20 protein-coding genes and 1 pseudogene are annotated in these 19000 nt (G+C 40.0%); 5 read left to right on the top strand and 16 right to left on the bottom strand.

The annotated features are described in order from the left end of the window. Positions 1–56: 56 nt before the first annotated feature. The 4 genes from A7P55_RS17210 to A7P55_RS17225 are packed head-to-tail and all read right to left on the bottom strand — an operon-like array spanning position 57 to position 3786. Entirely contained in the window at positions 57–1085 is a 1029-nt protein-coding gene (locus A7P55_RS17210) for an alpha/beta hydrolase (RefSeq protein WP_171553050.1), read from the bottom strand. After that, positions 1085–2221: a YdcF family protein gene (locus A7P55_RS17215; protein ID WP_171553051.1), complete on the bottom strand. Its 1137-nt coding sequence runs from the start codon at positions 2219–2221 to the stop codon at positions 1085–1087. The genes A7P55_RS17210 and A7P55_RS17215 overlap by 1 nt, the downstream gene beginning before the upstream one ends. A gap of 8 nt (positions 2222–2229) precedes the next feature. Beyond that, a complete protein-coding gene (gene murB, locus A7P55_RS17220) occupies positions 2230–3264 on the bottom strand; it encodes a UDP-N-acetylmuramate dehydrogenase (protein WP_171553052.1) in 1035 nt (344 codons plus the stop codon). A 6-nt stretch (positions 3265–3270) separates the two neighbouring features. After that, a complete protein-coding gene (locus A7P55_RS17225) occupies positions 3271–3786 on the bottom strand; it encodes a low molecular weight protein-tyrosine-phosphatase (RefSeq protein WP_171553053.1) in 516 nt (171 codons plus the stop codon). Positions 3787–3999: 213 nt separating this feature from the next. Between A7P55_RS17225 and A7P55_RS22675 the strand changes: the two are divergent. The 3 genes and pseudogenes from A7P55_RS22675 to A7P55_RS17235 form a co-directional block, all read left to right on the top strand. Beyond that, positions 4000–4121, top strand: a pseudogene (locus A7P55_RS22675) (SOS response-associated peptidase); the annotation flags it as partial. Between the two features lie 16 nt (positions 4122–4137). Further along, positions 4138–4467: a hypothetical protein gene (locus A7P55_RS17230; protein WP_171553054.1), complete on the top strand. Its 330-nt coding sequence runs from the start codon at positions 4138–4140 to the stop codon at positions 4465–4467. A gap of 106 nt (positions 4468–4573) precedes the next feature. Then, on the top strand, positions 4574–5206 hold the full coding sequence (locus A7P55_RS17235) for a glutathione S-transferase (protein ID WP_171553055.1): 633 nt from the start codon (positions 4574–4576) through the stop codon (positions 5204–5206). 196 nt (positions 5207–5402) lie between these two features. Here the strand turns inward: A7P55_RS17235 and A7P55_RS17240 are convergent, their stop codons facing one another. Next, positions 5403–6116, bottom strand: a complete 714-nt coding sequence (locus A7P55_RS17240; protein ID WP_171553056.1) for a hypothetical protein — start codon at positions 6114–6116, stop codon at positions 5403–5405. 764 nt (positions 6117–6880) lie between these two features. Between A7P55_RS17240 and A7P55_RS17245 the strand changes: the two genes are divergently transcribed. Continuing rightward, positions 6881–8041: an iron-containing alcohol dehydrogenase gene (locus A7P55_RS17245; RefSeq protein ID WP_171553057.1), complete on the top strand. Its 1161-nt coding sequence runs from the start codon at positions 6881–6883 to the stop codon at positions 8039–8041. Then, complete coding sequence (locus A7P55_RS17250; RefSeq protein ID WP_171553058.1) at positions 8038–8472, top strand: thioesterase family protein; 435 nt, start codon at positions 8038–8040, stop codon at positions 8470–8472. The genes A7P55_RS17245 and A7P55_RS17250 overlap by 4 nt, the downstream gene beginning before the upstream one ends. Positions 8473–8548: 76 nt before the next feature. Here the strand turns inward: A7P55_RS17250 and A7P55_RS17255 are convergent, their stop codons facing one another. The 11 genes from A7P55_RS17255 to A7P55_RS17305 all read right to left on the bottom strand — a co-directional run bounded on the left by A7P55_RS17255 (position 8549) and on the right by A7P55_RS17305 (position 18960). After that, positions 8549–9130, bottom strand: a complete 582-nt coding sequence (locus A7P55_RS17255; RefSeq protein WP_016540361.1) for a TerD family protein — start codon at positions 9128–9130, stop codon at positions 8549–8551. Between the two features lie 42 nt (positions 9131–9172). After that, a complete protein-coding gene (locus A7P55_RS17260; protein WP_004807604.1) occupies positions 9173–9892 on the bottom strand; it encodes a TIGR00266 family protein in 720 nt (239 codons plus the stop codon). Positions 9893–9906: 14 nt separating this feature from the next. Then, positions 9907–11205 carry a VWA domain-containing protein gene (locus A7P55_RS17265; protein ID WP_171553059.1) on the bottom strand — a complete coding sequence of 433 codons (1299 nt, stop codon included), beginning with the start codon at positions 11203–11205 and terminating at the stop codon, positions 9907–9909. A 79-nt stretch (positions 11206–11284) separates the two neighbouring features. Then, positions 11285–11860, bottom strand: a complete 576-nt coding sequence (locus tag A7P55_RS17270; RefSeq protein WP_171553060.1) for a TerD family protein — start codon at positions 11858–11860, stop codon at positions 11285–11287. Positions 11861–11947: 87 nt separating this feature from the next. Further along, complete coding sequence (locus A7P55_RS17275; RefSeq protein WP_171553061.1) at positions 11948–13018, bottom strand: DUF475 domain-containing protein; 1071 nt, start codon at positions 13016–13018, stop codon at positions 11948–11950. Between the two features lie 59 nt (positions 13019–13077). Next, positions 13078–13656, bottom strand: a complete 579-nt coding sequence (locus A7P55_RS17280) for a TerD family protein (RefSeq protein ID WP_171553062.1) — start codon at positions 13654–13656, stop codon at positions 13078–13080. A gap of 104 nt (positions 13657–13760) precedes the next feature. Beyond that, a complete protein-coding gene (locus A7P55_RS17285) occupies positions 13761–14960 on the bottom strand; it encodes a TerD family protein (RefSeq protein ID WP_171553063.1) in 1200 nt (399 codons plus the stop codon). Positions 14961–14985: 25 nt separating this feature from the next. Beyond that, positions 14986–15867, bottom strand: a complete 882-nt coding sequence (locus A7P55_RS17290; protein ID WP_171553064.1) for an HpcH/HpaI aldolase/citrate lyase family protein — start codon at positions 15865–15867, stop codon at positions 14986–14988. A 4-nt stretch (positions 15868–15871) separates the two neighbouring features. Then, positions 15872–17023, bottom strand: a complete 1152-nt coding sequence (gene stiP / locus A7P55_RS17295) for a cysteine protease StiP (protein WP_171553065.1) — start codon at positions 17021–17023, stop codon at positions 15872–15874. After that, positions 17007–17828, bottom strand: a complete 822-nt coding sequence (locus A7P55_RS17300) for an HAD hydrolase family protein (RefSeq protein ID WP_171553066.1) — start codon at positions 17826–17828, stop codon at positions 17007–17009. The genes stiP and A7P55_RS17300 overlap by 17 nt, the downstream gene beginning before the upstream one ends. Beyond that, on the bottom strand, positions 17821–18960 hold the full coding sequence (locus A7P55_RS17305) for a phosphoribosyltransferase domain-containing protein (protein WP_171553067.1): 1140 nt from the start codon (positions 18958–18960) through the stop codon (positions 17821–17823). Before A7P55_RS17305 ends, A7P55_RS17300 begins: the two co-directional genes overlap by 8 nt. Positions 18961–19000: the final 40 nt, after the last annotated feature.

Below are 19000 nucleotides of genomic sequence, written 5' to 3' on the forward strand. Positions count from 1 at the left end.
TGTTTTTTTATGATATGAAAAATTCTATCATTTAAATAATGACGAAAAAAGCAAAATTAATAGTAATGATGATTTGGTTTTGCATGCAGGAAAGCAGGAATTAAACCCGTCAGTGCAGCACGAATATCTGCACGCTCATTAATTAATTGATGCGAACCTTCTTCCAACATCAATAAAGTCTGCAATCTAAACTTACGGCGAATATATTCAATGTTATAACGCCAATCTACGGTTTGGTCTAAAGCACCCTGTGCGAGCCACACAGGAATACGACATGCAGGTCGTTGTTCCATTTCCAGCATCCATTTTGACATCGCCAGAATCCAGTCCATGCCCATCATACGAGGTTGTAAAGGATCTTTTAAACGAACAAAACGGAGAAACTCCGGATTATGGTTATTACGACGGAAATGTCGTGGTACTTGGCTTTTAATCCGACGAATAATGCCCAGACCCACAGAGTTGTGCCACCATGCTGTTTTCGCCGGTCGGATCAATGGCGACAATAATAATACGCGATCGACAATAGGGTCTTCTCGACGTTCAGCATATTCCAGTAAATGATGCATCCAAATTGCACCACCCGTACTCTGTCCAATCCCTAACCACGGCTTAGGTAGTTGTTTCGCACCACGAACTGCATCATAAACCGCGTGTAAAACTTGCTGATAATGATCAAAATTCTGAATACTGGCAGGTGAACCATTGCTTAAGCCATGCCCAGGCAGATCGTAAGTAACGATACTAAAGCCCTGATCTAAAATCTCTTTAATAATCGGCTGGTAAATACCACTATGTTCCAAATAGCCATGTAGCAAACAAACTGTACCTTGGATTTTTTGTTGTTTGGGCTGAAATACTTGGACATGTACGCGGAACAATGGCATTTCTACATAACCCTGCCAATGTTCACAGTCCAGTAAATGTAAGCCATATAATTTACGATACGCTTGTAATGGTTTCGAGATTTCAGTGACACCAGATAAATCCAAAGGTTCAAGCACCTGTGGCGTTGTCTCTCGATTAGGTACAGGTAAATCTAATTGTTTTAAAATTGTCGGATTTAAAAATGGAAGATCAGACATTATGGTATCTCTCGACAATCACTTGAGCCAAATAACATATCACGTATTGTTGCCAACATTTCATAGTTCGCACGACGGCTATGATCATAGTTTTGTTCACTTGGACGCCATTCGGTTAACTTTGTTGGCATAGGAGCAACGACAGGAATCGTTTCAATCCCATTTAAAGCAAACAAGCGACGAGTACGTGGCATGTGGTATTCATCAGTAATGAGGATCACTGTTGGTGCGCCACCTTTCTTTTGCAGCAATAAAGAACTGAATCGAGAGTTTTCACAAGTATTCATACTGCGATTCTCAAGTAGCTTCGCTTCAACACCACGCTCTTTTAACCATGCTTGCATGTAGGGTGCTTCAACACCACTCAGTACGATAGGTAATGCATATTTCTTCTCGACTTGTAATGTTTTTTCTAAGCGCAAGCGAGTGTAATTATTCACAACAATATCTTTACCATTTGCCCCAAGCGTCAACCCGCCACCCAATACGACGATTGCATTTGGCTGCGAAATACTTTGCTGCTCGACCATATTATCTTTGTTTTTTTTGAGTTCAATCAGATCTTTATTGGTTTGATCTTTATCATCCTCACTCACAGGCAATGCAATCGGATAAGTTTCTAAAAAGGCAATATATTTCCCCATAAGTGCCTGATTATCAGGTGTATTCCATTGTAAAAAGTCCAATGGTGTATTAATCACAACAGCTGAACTTTCTTGATCCTGATCAGGCTGCTGTTCACTCATTAATGGAATATTCGGTTGCTTTTTCTCATCTTGGTTTTCTTTTTCCTGCTCCTCAGCAATCAATTCTTGCAGCAATTTATAACGCGCTTGAATTAACCTTAAATCCTCTGATTTTTCAGATTGAAAGGTTTTTTCCATAAGCTTCAAATAAGCCTGACGAGCAATCCATAAATTAGAACCAGGCTCAAGCGTTTCATGTTCACTTAAGGCTGCCGGTCGTTGACTTTGTGCAGCCACTTCATTGACATCTACAGGGACAAAACGATTCAAACCTTTTACAACAAACTGTGAGTAAAAGGGTGAATATAAAAAAAGTACAAAACAGCCTAATAGCACGAATAATATAGTGATTACCCGTACTAAACTGACCATCCAATGTACTTTCGCCATAGATTTCTTCACCCACTATGCGCTTGAATCAAACCTTGTTCACTGTATAACACAGGTTCAGGTTCCAATAGAATTCTAAACTTTTGTTTTACATCACTTTGTACAGCATGATAGGTATTTTGTACATCCGTTAGGGTCGCCTCAGCATAATTCACCAAAACCAAAGCTTGCTTATGAAACATCCCAACCGAGCCTAATTGCTTACCCTTCCAACCTGCTTGATCAATCAACCAGCCTGCAGCCACTTTAACACTGCTATTTGCCTGCGGATAATGCGGAATGTTTGGAAATTGTTGAGTAATTTTATCAAATTCAACTTGTGCCAAAATTGGATTCTTAAAAAAGCTTCCAACATTTGGAAATTCTTTCGGGTCTGGCAATTTACTTTGGCGAATCTGTATCACCTGATTTTGTAAGTTTTCTGCGGTCAGTGTATCGCCTACTGCTTGCTTAAGATCACCATAATTCAGTTTAAGCTCAGCTTGTTTTAATAGTTTAAAAGTCACACTGACAATGATGTAACGATTGGGATGATCTTTGAAAATACTATGGCGATAAGCAAAATGGCAATTTTGAGCAGAGATTGAATCAAACTGTTTTAGTTCACGATCATAAACTTGTACCGATTCAATAAACTCACCCGCTTCAACGCCATAAGCACCAATATTCTGTACTGGAGAAGCACCAACTAACCCTGGTATCAAAGCAAGATTTTGCAATCCAAACCATTGCTGTTGTGTACTATACAAAACAAAGTCATGCCATACTTGCCCAGCACCCACTTTAATCGTAATAGTATTTTCATCTTCAGAAAGGACTTCAATGCCCTGAATATTTAAATGCATGACCAAGGCCTGTACTTGCTGTGGCAATAAAACATTACTGCCACCCGAGAGCACCAAAACGTTTAAATGCTGCTGTTCCGCAAATGCTAATGCCGCAATGACCTCATCTGGATGATTGATTTGCACATAATGTGAAGCAATCGCATTCAAATTTAATGTATTTAAGTTTTTAAGCTGAACTTGCGCTTGTAGCTGCATATTAAATTAAATCCTATTGCCTGCTTTGATTTGCTTTTTAAAAATATCGATCCATGCTTGGCTGCTGGATTCACACTGATCAAGTACTCGATCAAAGCCATCTGCACCACCATAATAAGGATCAGGCACCGCTTGTTGATTAAACTGCGGATCATGCTCACTCATCAAAGCTAACTTGGCTCGAATCTGATGTGTACCGAACTGTTGCACAGCTTGAGACATGAGTGTTTGAATATCATCGAAGTTTTCATGGTCCATTGCTAAAATCAAATCGAATTCAACAAAGTCTGCTAAAACAATCTGTCTAGCCCGTAACGCAGATAAATCATAACCACGTTTTGCAGCATGTTTTTGACTACGTAGATCTGGTGCTTTGTTCGGATGGTAATTACTTGTACCAGCAGAGTCGACCGTGACATTTAGGCCATGCACATTACAATAATGTCTGAGAATCGCTTCCGCAGTTGGAGATCGGCAAATATTCCCTAAACAGACACATAACACCTTATATTGTGTAGCCATTATAAAAATAATCCAACATTATGTTTTATAAGGAGATTAAAATATTGCATGCAAAATTCCTGCAAAATAAGCGCAAAACGATTAAATGTCATTATGCCTGAATTGACCTTTCTGACATCAGCTATTTTGTCAAAAATTGCTTTGATTTGAAAGGAAATAGTGTTTGTCTCTATTGAATATTCTGTATGAATATGTACTTTTTGGGAATCAACAATGTGCGCCAACTATAAACCAGAAGCCGAGCACAACTATTAAATTTATATGAGCCAACGTTCGACTATAAAATGGATCTATTCCCTGACTATAATGGCTCTATCCTAATTCCAACCAATCATGATGACGGGTCTACCTATGACAGTTTTAGACGCTCAGACAAAACAAAATATTTACAACTCATTTAAAGATTTTGAAAAAAATGGAGGGTATTTGAATGATGGTGCTAAAGGGATGATAGATGTTATTCAAAAACATACTGCTAGCATCGAGGAGGTATATAGGGAGTTAGGCTATGAGGGAGAGAAATTAAGCCTTGGAGGTAAGAACTATAGTAGTTGTGGTGCTATCTATTGGATATATGATAATGGTAGGTTAGATTCAGAAGCAGCAGAAAAAACTACCGATGAGTATGCAAAATCTAATGCAAAAAATCTTTTGGATGGTTCGTTTTTTGATGATCTTTAAGCTACTTACAAGTAAGTGATCAGCAGCAGCTATAAGCTTATCATGTATATTGGAAACCGTAAAACTTGGGGAAATTACCCATAAGATTTTTAAAGCAGGCATTATCATGATTACATTACATCACTTAGACCAATCACGTTCTTTCCGAATTTTGTGGTTACTTGAAGAAATCAAACAACCATATCAATTGCAACGCTATTACCGTGACTTAACGACTCATTTGGCACCTGAGTCACTAAAAAATATTCATCCTTTAGGAAAATCTCCTGTGATTGAATGGCAAGGTAAAGTGATTGCGGAATCAGGTGCTATAGTAGAGTTGTTAATTCAAAGACTTGCTCCACATCTTGCACCAGATATAAATGACGCTATTTATGCAGATTATCTACAATGGATTCACTTCGCTGAAAGCTCTGCGATGGTGCCATTTTTATTAAAAATGTTTAATCAGATAGAAGCTAAGCATGGTACGAAATTGGTATTTCTAGAAAACTATACTCAAGTTGAGTTTGATAAAGTTTTTGGTTTTTTAAATGATTATTTAAAAGATAAAATCTTTTTAGTAGACGATCGTTTGACTGGAGCAGACTTTATGATGGGATTTGGGCTTCACGGCTTAATTCATCATATGCAACAAGGTGAAAATTATCCACATATTAAAAGTTATGTAGAACGTTTGAGCTTACTACCAAGTTGGAAGGCAGCAGAAAAAATTGAACGAGATGGTGTGCTGGTCTAAAAATAAAAATATATTGTTAAGTCACTTAATAAATAAGAAAAACAAAGGCATATTTTTTAATTAAATATTAAATACAAATAAAAATCTATAAAACACTATTAAAACAGATGAGTAGACATTAAATTACCCAAAGGTATTTTAATATCTACTCATCCTTATTTATATATTACCATTAAAGGTCATTTCTTGTATTGATTCAACTTCTAATAACTGAAACAATGGTTGTAAACATTTCATTTTCTTCGTTAACAGTAGCAATCACATTAAAATATGCTGTTCCTTCAAATACTGGGATGTTTTGTATTTCACGGAAAAGTTCAAGTGTTCCATCCGTTGAAGTTATAACATGCTCTACAGCAGTTGCTGATACATAAGTCATTGTGTATTTTACAGGCAAGTCGGTTGTTTGATATGAAGTGCCAAGCAGCGTTAATCCAATATTCGGACTTCCTAAACTATTATTGATACAGTTAATTCCAATATTAGCTTGACCTGCTGCGACACCATTTACATCTGCTAGTCGCGCGCCACTCAATACTCTAGATGCGAAAGACATCACGTTGGGAACAATCATTTCAAGCTTGTCGCCAATATTTGCCCTAGTGCCTGCATGATAGCCATATGCCAGATCTGGGGAGGTTTCTGTACCTAAATCAATTTGTCCCTCAGTCCAGCTAAGAACTCCATTCTCATATGTACAGTTGGTCAATTGCCAGTCTGATGTATCACGATTAGGAATACTAGTAACCCCTATTACTGTAAATCCTGGCAGTGCATTAACCTGCTCAAGATTAGTCATAACCTGATCATAAGTTAGATCATCTTGAATCCGTACCAATGCAATATGGCCTTCTGGAATATTAGTATCTGTTAAAAGTTTGAATAGCATTTCTACTGCGTTATTTACCATGAGCAAACTCCTTTATAATAATGTGCTCGTTGCTTTCAAATTTAGATTATTTAAATAATAGCTTTTAAAGGCTATTCTGTAGTGCATTAACTACTCTTTTATTTTTAACATTAGATTTTTGTGAAATACAGAATATTAATAACGGACTTCACAAAATTTTAGGTCGCTGAAAAATAGCATTACAAGTCCATTTATAATTCATCAAATATCAAACTGAGAATCTCGATCTAATACTGAAATTGAGAAATAACATTAGAGGTAAATAAATAAAAAATCAGCTGTCATTTTTCTAATTTAGTGATTTCGAAAAAAAGTATTCTTGTTTAAAAGATGCAAATTTCTACTTTTCATGAGATACACGCACTCACTAATTTCTACATAAAAAAAGGTAAAAGTGCACAAGGCTTGGCAAAAATGACTGAGCATTAAGAGTTTGGGCATGAAATCTTCTGAAATAATGATGTTGGTATTAAAAAGTGACAGAAGAAAGGGCTGCTAAACTATTGCTTAAGTTATTGTTTTTATTAGGTTCTAAAAGTACTGTTTTTGCAAAAAAAATCAACAAAATATTGCGATAAAATCTAATAATTTCAACATGATGAATAGGCGAAACGACATAAGAGCTTATAGGTCATTTTGAACAGCATAATCACCTCAAAGTTACACTTTTCAAGTGTGTCTTATGTTAATTTATTTAGTCAGTGAAACTTATAGTCACATGATATAAAAATGTTGTATTTATTATGAAAAATAAGGATGTATGTATGAACTCGTTTCAATTTCAAACTGTTCCCAACATCATTGCGGGGCTAGGTTCAATACAAGAACTTAAAAATGTTTTAACACAACAAAATTACCATAAAGCATTGATTGTCACCGATGCTGGGATGATACAGCATCAATTGCATCAGCCTATTTTAGAAATCCTGACTCAGATTGGTCTCGAGTATATTATTTATTCCGATATTCAAGCAGATCCACCAGAACATATCGTATTGGAAGCTGTTGATTTTGCGAAACAAGAACAGATTGATGTGATCATCGGCTTTGGTGGCGGCAGTTCAATGGATGTTGCCAAAATCATCGCGCTACTTGCCCATCCTGAACAACAACAAAACTTAAGTGAAATCTATGGCGTAAACCAAGCCAAAGCACCGCGTTTACCACTGATTCTCATCCCAACCACAGCAGGAACAGGTTCAGAAGTCACGCCCATCTCAATTGTCACCACAGGTGCAACCACCAAAATGGGGGTAGTCTCCCCCTTTTTATATGCTGATGTTGCCATTTTAGATGCAACTTTTACCCAAGGCTTACCTGCGCATATTACCGCAGCGACAGGCATCGATGCCATGGTGCATGCCATCGAGGCTTATACCTCAAATATCAAAAAGAACTTTTATGCCGATATGCTGGCTAAAAACGCATTGAAATTACTCAACCATAATTTAGCCAAAGTCTTGAAAAATGGTGCTGATTTAGAAGCACGCCAAAACATGTTGGTGGGTTCCATGTTAGCAGGCCAAGCCTTTGCCAATGCCCCCGTTGGTGCAGTGCATGCGCTCGCCTATCCATTAGGTGGGCATTTTCATCTTTCGCATGGACATACCAATGCTTTGGTACTGGTTGAAGTTTTAAAATTTAATACGCCCAAAGCCAAACAACACTATGCAGAATTAATGCAATTATTAGACCCTCGAAGTACGGGCTGTACGGATGGTTTATGTGACCTGTTTATTGACCATATGCAGAATCATTTGGACCAAAGTGGCTTAACCTTGAAGTTAAGCGAACTCAATATTGCTGAAGCAAAACTACCACAACTCGCCAAGGATGCCATGCTACAAACTAGACTATTACAAAACAACCCAAGAGAAATGACCGAACAAGACGCATTACAGATCTATCAGGCGATTTATGCATGAGCAAACCGACTTTAAAGCAGCGCGAACAATTTAAGTTCTTTTTCCCGATTCAAACCCGTTGGGCCGATAACGATATTTATGGACACGTTAATAATGTGACCTACTATAGCTATTTTGATACTGCAGCCAATTCATTACTGATTCAGAAAACAGGTTTCGATATTCATCACAGTGAAATTATTGGCTTAGTGGTTGATTCAGCTTGTAGCTTTCAACAGGAACTGTCGTTTCCAGAAGTCGTTGAGGTTGGTGTTGCGATTGGCAAAATTGGGAATTCATCACTCAGATATGAGCTGGCGATCTTTAAACAAGGTCAGCAGCAAGCCGCTGCTCAAGGGCATTTTGTCCATGTCTTTGTAGACCGAGAAAGTCGAAAAAGTACCGCTATTCCAGAAGCGATGCGGGACACTCTAAACCACTATTTACTGTAATTTCAGATCGTAGAAATAAACATGCCGCAACATTGTCATGAACGATGTTGCGGCATGCCATGATTAATCTAAATCATTAGATATGTGGTAAAGCATAAGGCACGATATCTTGGAAGGTACGACCATGCACATTTTCACCAATGGCATGCATTTTCCATGCATCGTTGTGGCGATAAATCTTTGCAATAATCAAACCAGTATGTGCCCCCTGTGAAGACAACTTATAACTTGCAATTTCTTGATTGCTGGATTGATCCACCAAACGACAGAATGCATTCTCGACTTTTTCAAAAGTCTGTCCACGGAAACTACTTACAGTAAAAACCAAAGATTTTACTTGTGCAGGAATCTGGTTCAAATTAACACGAATAACTTCATCATCACCATCACCCGCGCCGGTTAAGTTATCGCCTGAATGGTGGATACTGCCATCTTTACTTTGTAATTGACCAAAGTAAACCACATCCAATACTTGTTTGTTATCATCAAATAAAATAACAGAGGCATCAAGGTCGATATCCCCACCGCCGCCACCAAAGCCGAAAAAGCCCTTGCTCTTCGCTACATCCCACCCCACACCTAAAAAGATTTGTTGCAAGCTGCTGCCATCTGCTTTTTGCAAGCTGATTTTTTGGCCTTTTTCTAAATTAATTCCCATGTGTTTTTTACTCCTCTGGATAGAACGATAAAAATGATTGTTTTAATTTGATTGATTACGGTTTAAGTTTAACTTCGAGGTTAACCATTGCAGGAAATTGTTGCGATTTCGAGAACAGATTACCACCTTACCTTGACCCGAAAAACGCAATACCATCCCTTCGCCACTGGTCACACTATTGACCAAATTGCCAAGAAAACCACTACTCTGTGAAGTAGATACAGATAGATTATAATTTAAGCGTGAATCCCAACAGACCACATGTCCATTATCAATAATGACTTCTTTGTTTGGTTCAACCTCAAGCTCAAACAAGGTACCACAGCCAGACACCACCACTTGGCCTTGCCCACTGGTTTCCATCACCAGAAAACCGCCGGTATTACCAAAAAATGCACCACCTAGACTGCTATTTAAACGTGCTTTAACCTCAACAGAGTCATGCGCTGCCACGAAAGCCCCGTCACTTAGTAAATACTGCGTCGCACCGACATCCAGAATCTGCATATCGCCATCCAATGCTGCTGACAATAGACAATCGCCATCTCCACGTACCGCTTCGATATGCTGCTGGAACAACGATTCATCATTGGCAAAACGGCGTAATAGAGATTGCATTAAACCACCTTGCAAACGCCCTTTTAATTCCAATGGTGCTTCCATCATCACCATGGCATTACTTTCACAATAGATTTTATCGCCACGACGCATCGAAACATGTAAGAACGGCTCTGGTGAACCCACTAAACTAAACTGTGCCATCGTCTTTATTCCTTTTAATTTCTGACAATCTGATGTTGCTTGGCTGCATTTAACCAATCTGGAAATTCTTGCAATAACAATTCATATAGGCGTTCATCAGAAACACTATCAATGCGATCCAAACTAAAGAAATTACAGTTATCGACAATCCGCCCTGACATTTCATCTAACTTTTCTAGTGCGCCATAATCTCGTCCACCGATCCCGACAAATTGCCAGAAAATAGGCAGTTTGGCGGCTTGTGATAATATTTTCTGCATTTGTCTACGGCTGCCCACGCCACCATCTGAAATGAATAAAACATAAGTTGGGATTTGATCTTTGAACTTTTGGAAATAGTTAATCACAGCTTCAATTGCTGGAATTTCCTCATTATAACGCGCCCCCACTTGCCAATTTTTCCAGCCACGCTGGGTGGTATTAATGAAATCATTGACATTGCTGAGGGTTACATCATCCAGTTGTGTGGTTTTGGCTGCAAAAGCCCAGCATTCGAAACTACCATCATCATCAAAATGAATGGCCAGTGGCATTAGGCGATTCACCACCTTTTGCACATCACCACGACGATATTGCCCATCCATTGAGCCAGATGCATCTAGAACTAAGGCAACACGTGCGGTCACGCCCAGTAAATTTCTCTTTTCCAGTTGAACCAATGATTTTTTGGTCAAATCGATAATAGATGCATTGCCCGTTTTTTCGGCTTTTTGCAAAGATAATTTTTTCTTTAAATCGATATTCGATTGCGGTGCTGCAGGTGCCGTCTGTTGTGCTGTCGGCTCTTCGGCAACTTCACCACCAAAATGTTGAATTAAGGCGGCAAGACCGGCATTGAAGCCTTGTCCAATGGCTGCTAAACGCCAAATACTGTCTTTTCGATAAATCTCAATTAGCATGGTGGCACGTTCTTGATCAAAGATGCTGCCATCTAACTTCAGTTCAGCAATTGGCTGTAACTGCAAGTTAAGAATTTGAATCGTAGCTTGCTGTAATTGAGACATGACATTCTGGCCATCAATTGCAGCGGTCAAAACCAGATGTTGAATAGTTGCAGGTAGTTTTGCAGAATCAACTAAAAAGCGACTGCATTTATTGTGATTTTCAATCAGACGAACCGCTTGGCATGGCGTTTCTGGCTGATTATAAAAGGTCATATATCGCTCATCACTTAAACGATACTGTGGATCAAGTCCAAAACTTGCGATATCTAAATCAAAAGCGGCTTGATATTGAATCTGGATATAAAAAGAGGATTGCCCCTGTAAAACATCAGTTAATTTTATTTTTTGTCCGCGTACTAAATTCAACATATCAAGGAATAACCTATTTTTATCATTTATAAATATCGAAAAAGAAGATAGTGCCTAAACACTATCTTCCACAGGTATCTTAAACAGAAACACCATAAGAAGCCGCTAATGGCCCTAAGCCACCAGCAAAACCTTGACCGATTGCACGGAATTTCCACTCGCTGCCATGCTTATAAAGTTCACCAAAGATCATTGCAGTTTCAGTGCTGCTGTCTTCAGACAAGTCATAACGTGCAATTTCAGTACCACCCGCATCGTTACTTACACGAATGTAGGCATTCGCAACTTGACCAAAGTTTTGGTTACGGGTTTGACCATCATAAATCGTAACCGCAAAGATCACTTTAGCGACATCAGCAGGTACTTTGCTCAAGTCTACACTTAAAGTTTCGTCATCACCGTCGCCTTCACCAGTACGGTTGTCACCATTGTGAGCCACTGAACCATCAGATGACTTTAAATTATTAAAGAAAATAAAGTCATTATCAGCACGTACCTTGCCACTTTCATTAACCAAAAATGCAATTGCATCAAGGTCAAAAGCTGCGCCATCAGTCACACGAGGGTTCCAACCTAAACCTACAGTTGTTTTAGTAATGCCAGGCGCTTCTTTGGTTAAGCTAACGTTGCCACCTTTGGTTAAACTAATTGCCATTTGAGTTTCTCCTTATTAAATTTCAACTCATTGTTTATTTCATTTGGATCATGGACATCATATAAATGATGTATTCATCCATTTTTATCAAGCTTGTGTTTGTTGTTTACTGTAAGCAATCGAAGATAATACAGCCCAGATGATGAATGCAATACCAATCAAGCCTGTTACAACTTCAGGTACATGCCCACCAGTTCCGGTATAAAGCATAATTGCAGCTAAAGCACCAATCGCATAATGTGCGCCATGCTCTAGATAGATAAATGCTTCTAATGTGCCTTTCTCAACTAAATAAATCGTCATAGAACGGACAAACATGGCACCAATTGCCAGACCAAGCATAATCACAACCACATCACTTGTGATCGCAAATGCACCAATCACGCCATCAAAGCTGAACGACGCATCTAATACTTCGAGGTAAAGGAAACCACCAATACCAGCTTTGACAATATTACTTGAAGTACCAGTAACCGGTTTTTCATCAGCTTCATCATCTTCGCTGCTGCCTTCAAGCAAATGACCCAGTACCTGTACACCGATATAAACCACGATGCCCCAGATCCCCGCAACAATCACGATCAGTTTCTGTTGCTCAGGCACAAAAGCAGCCATGGTCAATAAAGCAATCAGTGAGACAAATACTGACATCGCTGGGATGTTTGCTAGATTCGATAAATGGGTTTCCAACCAATGGAACCAGTGCGTATCTTTACCATCATCAAACAAGAAGTTTAAGAACACCAACAGCAGGAACATCCCACCAAAGGCTGCAATCTCAGCATGGTGTGCAAGTAACTTTTCTGAATAAGTTTTTGGATCATTCAGTGCCAGTTTCGCAACCTCAATCATTCCCATGTCAGCAGTAACACCAACAATCAACAATGGGAAGATTAAACGCATACCAAATACAGCAACTAAAATACCGACAGTCAGGAACAGTTTTTTCCAGAACTCATCCCAGTTTCTTAACACTGAAGCATTAACAACAGCATTATCAAAAGACAGGGACACTTCCATGACAGCCAGTACAGTCGTAATCAACAATACTTTGAGCATCATCGCAAAACCAGCATTTGGGCCATGGGTAAAGCCCCACCATGCTGATAATCCTAGACAGATTACGGTAAAAATAATTGAGAAACGAAAATGTTTCATTGTTTTCCTTTTCTAAACAGCTTTAAGCTATTCATCATTTATGTGTTGAAATGAGAACCTTAGCCGACCTGAATACCATATTGTTGGCACATTGCAGCGAGTCCACCAGAATAGCCTTGACCAACAGCCTTAAATTTCCACTCACCATTGTGACGATAGACTTCACCAAACACCATGGCAGTTTCAGTCGAATAATCTTCAGCTAAATCAAAACGAACCACTTCAACATTGGTATCCTGATTCACAATACGAATAAAAGCGTTGGCAATCTGACCAAAATTTTGACCGCGTGCTTGCGCATCATGAATCGTTACGGTAATCGCAATTTTTTCAAGTTCAGGTGAAACTTTTGACAGGTCAACCAATAAGGTTTCATCATCACCGTCACCTTGACCAGAACGGTTGTCACCCGTATGTTCTACTGAACCATCTTGAGATCTCAGTTGGTTGTAGAAAATAAAGTCGTGATCACCACGAACCTTGCCTGATGCAGTTAATAAGAATGCACTTGCATCCAAGTCAAATGCTGCGCCGTCAGTTGCACGTTCATCCCAACCCAATCCAATTAAAATTCGTACTAAATTTGGATCTGTTTTACTTAGGGACAAATTTCCACCTTTATTTAAACTAATTGCCATTTTGTTTTTTCTCCTCGTTTGAACACTTTAAATTCAATGGTCTAAATAATTTATACATAGATATCGAAATTCTTCTTATCTAATGTTTAACTTAAATATCAATTTTATTTACTACCTGCAACCCAGCGCAGACCAAAACCAAAGGCTTGATCCAGCTCACGATGTCCAGGCACATAGCGCACATGACGTTGTACTTGAATACTACCGCCTTGATTGACTAACTCAACAATTCCACACATCCCTAAAGGTTGCCCTTCAGTTAAACGGATTTCAATCGGTGGTTGATCTGGAACATATATCGTGACCACAGCATCTGTTTCAGCCCAGTTCGGCACACCTTCATAAATAAAGGCAAACAACACCACACGGCGAATCTGCGACCAGTGCTGTCCATTAATCCGAAGCCACTCACCCTCTGTCAATGCACCAGTCCGGTCATCGGCAGAAAGCTGGATAAAGGGGAAACCGTTAAAATCACCAAATCGATCACCTAAAGCCTGAATCACCGATTTGCGACCATCTTGCATCTCGAACAGACAACCCAAATCCAAATCAATACCTTGATTTTGGTTAAGCAGCTTTTTAAAGAAGCCTCCTGCTTGTGCCTGCTGAGTCCGTTGGTTCCAATTCAGATTAATTTTGATCTCACCAAAACCATGCGCCTGTTTTTGTAAATTAATCTGGCTATTGCGTTTATCTAAAGTAATTTTGCTTAAATTAATTTTAGGCTGAGGTACCGGCGCTGGTACAGGTTGAGGCACAGGCTCAGGCGTTGTTGCTTGACCACTAATTTCTACCCCAAAATGTTCGGCTAGCGGTTGTAAACCACCATTAAAACCCTGATTGACAAAGCGGAATTTCCACTGGTCTTTATGACGATAAACTTCGGCCAAAATCAATGCTTTTTCAGTCTTTTCAGCACTTTTTACTGTTGCAGTTGCCGTGAGCTGTCCATTTTCCCATAATTCAATCTGAATATCTTGAATCGCATTGATTGCACCTTGCCCATCAATCGTTGCACACATCGCAAGCTTGCTGATATCCGCATCGAATAATTGAGTGTTCAGATTAAATTGAGCGATATACGGTGCTTTTGTGGTTGCCTCGACTAATTCCACACTGCGGTTCGGCGTCTGCTTTTGCCCATAAAAGATCATGTCCGCATCACCACGAACCTTCGCCTGAGCATTTAAGACATAGGCAGTGACATCTAAACCGATATCAGCCGCTAATGTGGTTTTAATTTTCACTTGGCACTGTGACTGGCTCAATGCCAAATTGGCTCCTGTAATGAGTTGTTGCATCGATTATTCCTATATTTTTTGATTTTTATACTTTTAGCCCAAACACTTTTGCCCGTTCTAAAATCCGTTCCGCCCAACGACGATGTGTTGCGGGTTCAAGCATACTGCCATGACAAGCAAACACAGCCTTACTGCCATCCTGTAAAATACCCTGCGCTTGTTTCAACTCGATTTCATTGACCTGATAAGCCTGATGCACAATCGAGATCTGTGCAGGATGAATCACGGTTTTACCCGATAAGCCATGCTGTAAATCCAGATGTAATTCATCCTGCAACAATTTCACCTGACTAAAATGCTCACAGACAGGTGCACTCAGCGCAAAACCATAAGGCAAAAACTGACCTGCGAGATTCGCAATCAGTGTACCAATAGGAGTTTGATATAAGGTCATATCACTCGGACGACGCAAAGCTAAACAATTGAGTAAATCATTGCCTCCAACCCGAAGTACCAGTACTTTATGAAATTCAGGCAAAGCAGCACGAAGCTCTTTCATTTGCCCCATATCAAAGCTGTCTGCCGTTTCGAGTGTTGGCATATAATGTAGTTCTGACGGAAGGACTCCGTGCCATTGCCTAAAACTGCCTAAACCAAACTTCGGCAAGACCATGCCGTCTAAAGCAATGATCTCTTGCCATTCTGCCAATTCAGCTGCCATCGCAATATCACGCGGACGAATAAAAACTTTCGGATGTTGCTCAAGGCGCTGTTGCTGCTGAATTTGCTGCAATAACTGTTTGAGATTTTGTTTAGCAAACTCAATCTCCTGCTCAGTGATCGCATCTTCCAGACAGATCACCAGAGAGCGTAACTCTGGATATTTTTCACCCTTCACCACAGCCCATAAATCTGGCCGCGTGGCAGGCATATATAATGTTGCCCCTAAAGATAATGCAGATAACATGGAATTATCCTTTCCCCAATTTTTGAATCAATGTAATCGCTCTATATGGCGCAATTTGATCACCCACCACTTGTACAGGTGTCTCTGTGACTTGGGTTAAATGACGTAATAAACGGGTATCGGCATCATCGGCGTCGCGAAGTAAGACCAGATCAGGCACTCGTCTTAAAATCGCTCGGGTTGCTTCAGCAATACTCGGTTTTATCCGATTAATATTTTGAATGTCATATTCTTGGGCCAGTTTTTGTACCACCTGCTGGCTTTGATTTTGTTGTGCCTGTTGTTGTGTTTGCCCCCAGACTGCATTGGGTTGTGGATTAAGCTGTGTGCGAATTTGGTTGATTCGCTGAATAAATTGTTGCGAAATATCAAATTCTTTTAAATGACTATATTCAATACAGCGATGCCATTGATCAATGTTATCCGCATTGATTTCCTCGGCACTCAAAGCTTCACCTTCACAAATGCTACGTGAAATAAGACCTGAAATGGTCGAACCCAAAATACCAGATGGAATCAGCCAGTCATCGCCACTGGCCGCCAACCATGCACAACCGGCAATATCAGACAAAACCACCAACGGTAAAGGTCGCCCTGCAAAACGAGGATCTCCACCTAAACTACGTTGTAATTCTTGGCGAATCGCACCTTTCCCCGTCCAACCATCCACAAATACAATCGATTCGTGTCCATGTTTAGCAATAATCGTTTCCAAGGCAGCAAAATCGATACCACGGTCTCGAATAATACTGATGCCATAATGTACACAGTCACAGCCTAAGTCCTGTATCGCATGATAAAGCAGTACGCCTAAGGGTACGCCCGCACGTACAAAACTCACCAATACAATTGGTTCCTTGAATTCTGCAATCAAGCTTTGTGCCAACTGTTGAACTTCTCGAGCCAAACGTTGTTGCCCTTGCTGCATGGCCTGTTCAAACAACTGTAAATGACGTTCCGTCGGTGCACTCTCCAAGCTAATCATTTGCGAATAATGCTTTTCACCTGATTGAATCAAACGTTCTTTTTCGATGGTATCGGTTGGTTCAATATGCGTCCGTTTTAGTAAAAAAGTGACTTGTTCTGATTGATAACTACCGCTAAACCCTTGTTTTAAAATTAATTCATTTGCTTTATCTTTATTGATAATCGCCATAATATCCTTCTTGTTTATATTGCTGCGTCAAATTATGTTTTACCCAACGATTCAATTGACTGTGGTTTGGCATGCCCCACCAATGACAGAGATTCAAAAACTCTACATCGGATAAACTATCGCCAAAACCTAAAATTGGGCGTTGTTGAGACGCAAACTGTTGCAATAAAAAACGGGCAGCATTGGCTTTACTCACAGGTTCTGGAATCAAAGCCAAATTATTGCCATTTAAATGAAAATAGAACCCATCCAAAACTGCTGGGCTTAAGCTATTTAATAATTCTGGTAAGAAATTCGGTGCATAGGGATTATCATTTTCGGTATTTTGCTTGGCAACCACGTATAAACCTAAACCTTGTTCTTCGACCACCCAAGTACGGATAGAACCAAAATGGGTAGCCTGTTGCTGTACCACTTCAATCAAAGCCTGCTGTCGTGCCTGATAAGGGGCCAATGCATGTTGCATCTGCGCATGCCAATCCAGATTTACACTGAAATCTGCATTCAGTACCGTACCGCCATGAGAGCAGACGGCCCCGTATTGGAAAGGTAAATGGACCCGAGACAATGCTTCTGCACTTCGTGCCGTAACAGGAATCAAATGTGTACTATGCAACAACCACTGCACAAAGTGCTGCTGAATCGGGTTCATATACGCCAATGCTTGCCCCTGTTTATCCGTGGTGACCATTTTAAAGTCAGCTTGGGGAGCAATACGGCGATGGGTCTGGAATAAAGTGTCATCCAGATCAACCAACATGAGCGGCGTTGCAATATTTTGCGCGTCAAATAAGAAATTAGTCATTTGCACTACACAGATTAAAAGTTTGATGTGGAAATTCTACTGCGCTGATGACTTCAGCATTTGGAATCGCGTCTAATAGGCTATTGGCGACAGACTCAGCACAGGTTTCCACTGTAATGAAGATTCGATCATATTCTAATGGGTTGATATTGTAGACAAAGTTCTGAATACCCAAACCATAGTTATCTGAAAAAGCCAAAGCAGATTGAATTGCATGTCCAACCGCAATTGGTGAACGCGTGATCGCACTAAATTTCACCTCTGCACCCTGTCGCTGCAAATCTTCTGCCAATAGAAAAGACGACCAGACATATTCACCACTTCCCAACACTAAGATCCGTTGCTGAGGTTCGACTTTTAAACGGATATAGGCAGACGTATCTTGAATCGGTAACCGTCCCCAAGTCGGTTCAGACAGAGTCGCATACTCACCAAAAGCCACGGTATCCACTTTAGGCATATTGATCTGTGGTGGATTTTCAGCATCTTGCCATTGCCATTTACCTGTCATCAATGCCACGGATTGACAATGTAATCCAGCAATGTGAATACCAGATGACCAATCCGCCAAAGTGGCTGCCACAATATGGGAAATTTGATCAAAGCCAGCCACTTGTAATGCTGATACTAAATTAATGAAGGTTTTTCCTGTAGAAGCCTCATCATCAACCAATACAATACTTTTACTGGCTAAAATTTTGTTTTGAATATCAGCGTCAGGAGAACCATACAGCAATTGATCTTGTGCATGGCTGTGTTCTTCTAAAAAGCGCGCCAATAACGGTGCGCCTTCAACAGGATGACGCGTGGTGGTCACATAGAGTGCATCTGGATAGCGCTCTTGTAAAACTTGATGGACACCTGCGCCTAAACCTACCGCAGTTTCTGCCATCCCAATCACCAAAATTGGTTCAGGTAAATCACTCGGAATCAGTTGGGCTAAATCAGTAAACGCATGGCGCATGACTAGCGGGCTAACTGGAATATGTCTCCCCAAGACTTTTGAGACAAATAAAAAAGCTCTTTTCGGATTTATTCGTTCAGCAAAACCGAGTAAATCCTGCCATTTCCAATGGCTATTTTCATCGGGCTGTAAATCCAGTTTGCCACGTTGTAATTCAATCTCAATCATATAATTCTTAAATCTAAGTTAAAATAATATACATAATGGT

It is taken from the genome of Acinetobacter sp. Ac_5812 (genome assembly GCF_013072695.1).
GTDB lineage: Bacteria > Pseudomonadota > Gammaproteobacteria > Pseudomonadales > Moraxellaceae > Acinetobacter.

Coding starts and splice junctions, on each gene's coding strand:
- A7P55_RS17210 (WP_171553050.1), bottom strand. CDS start 1,085: ATGTCTGATCTTCCATTTTTAAATCCGACAATTTTAAAACAATTAGAT.
- A7P55_RS17215 (WP_171553051.1), bottom strand. CDS start 2,221: ATGGCGAAAGTACATTGGATGGTCAGTTTAGTACGGGTAATCACTATA.
- murB (WP_171553052.1), bottom strand. CDS start 3,264: ATGCAGCTACAAGCGCAAGTTCAGCTTAAAAACTTAAATACATTAAAT.
- A7P55_RS17225 (WP_171553053.1), bottom strand. CDS start 3,786: ATGGCTACACAATATAAGGTGTTATGTGTCTGTTTAGGGAATATTTGC.
- A7P55_RS17230 (WP_171553054.1), top strand. CDS start 4,138: ATGACAGTTTTAGACGCTCAGACAAAACAAAATATTTACAACTCATTT.
- A7P55_RS17235 (WP_171553055.1), top strand. CDS start 4,574: ATGATTACATTACATCACTTAGACCAATCACGTTCTTTCCGAATTTTG.
- A7P55_RS17240 (WP_171553056.1), bottom strand. CDS start 6,116: ATGGTAAATAACGCAGTAGAAATGCTATTCAAACTTTTAACAGATACT.
- A7P55_RS17245 (WP_171553057.1), top strand. CDS start 6,881: ATGAACTCGTTTCAATTTCAAACTGTTCCCAACATCATTGCGGGGCTA.
- A7P55_RS17250 (WP_171553058.1), top strand. CDS start 8,038: ATGAGCAAACCGACTTTAAAGCAGCGCGAACAATTTAAGTTCTTTTTC.
- A7P55_RS17255 (WP_016540361.1), bottom strand. CDS start 9,130: ATGGGAATTAATTTAGAAAAAGGCCAAAAAATCAGCTTGCAAAAAGCA.
- A7P55_RS17260 (WP_004807604.1), bottom strand. CDS start 9,892: ATGGCACAGTTTAGTTTAGTGGGTTCACCAGAGCCGTTCTTACATGTT.
- A7P55_RS17265 (WP_171553059.1), bottom strand. CDS start 11,205: ATGTTGAATTTAGTACGCGGACAAAAAATAAAATTAACTGATGTTTTA.
- A7P55_RS17270 (WP_171553060.1), bottom strand. CDS start 11,860: ATGGCAATTAGTTTAACCAAAGGTGGCAACGTTAGCTTAACCAAAGAA.
- A7P55_RS17275 (WP_171553061.1), bottom strand. CDS start 13,018: ATGAAACATTTTCGTTTCTCAATTATTTTTACCGTAATCTGTCTAGGA.
- A7P55_RS17280 (WP_171553062.1), bottom strand. CDS start 13,656: ATGGCAATTAGTTTAAATAAAGGTGGAAATTTGTCCCTAAGTAAAACA.
- A7P55_RS17285 (WP_171553063.1), bottom strand. CDS start 14,960: ATGCAACAACTCATTACAGGAGCCAATTTGGCATTGAGCCAGTCACAG.
- A7P55_RS17290 (WP_171553064.1), bottom strand. CDS start 15,867: ATGTTATCTGCATTATCTTTAGGGGCAACATTATATATGCCTGCCACG.
- stiP (WP_171553065.1), bottom strand. CDS start 17,023: ATGGCGATTATCAATAAAGATAAAGCAAATGAATTAATTTTAAAACAA.
- A7P55_RS17300 (WP_171553066.1), bottom strand. CDS start 17,828: ATGACTAATTTCTTATTTGACGCGCAAAATATTGCAACGCCGCTCATG.
- A7P55_RS17305 (WP_171553067.1), bottom strand. CDS start 18,960: ATGATTGAGATTGAATTACAACGTGGCAAACTGGATTTACAGCCCGAT.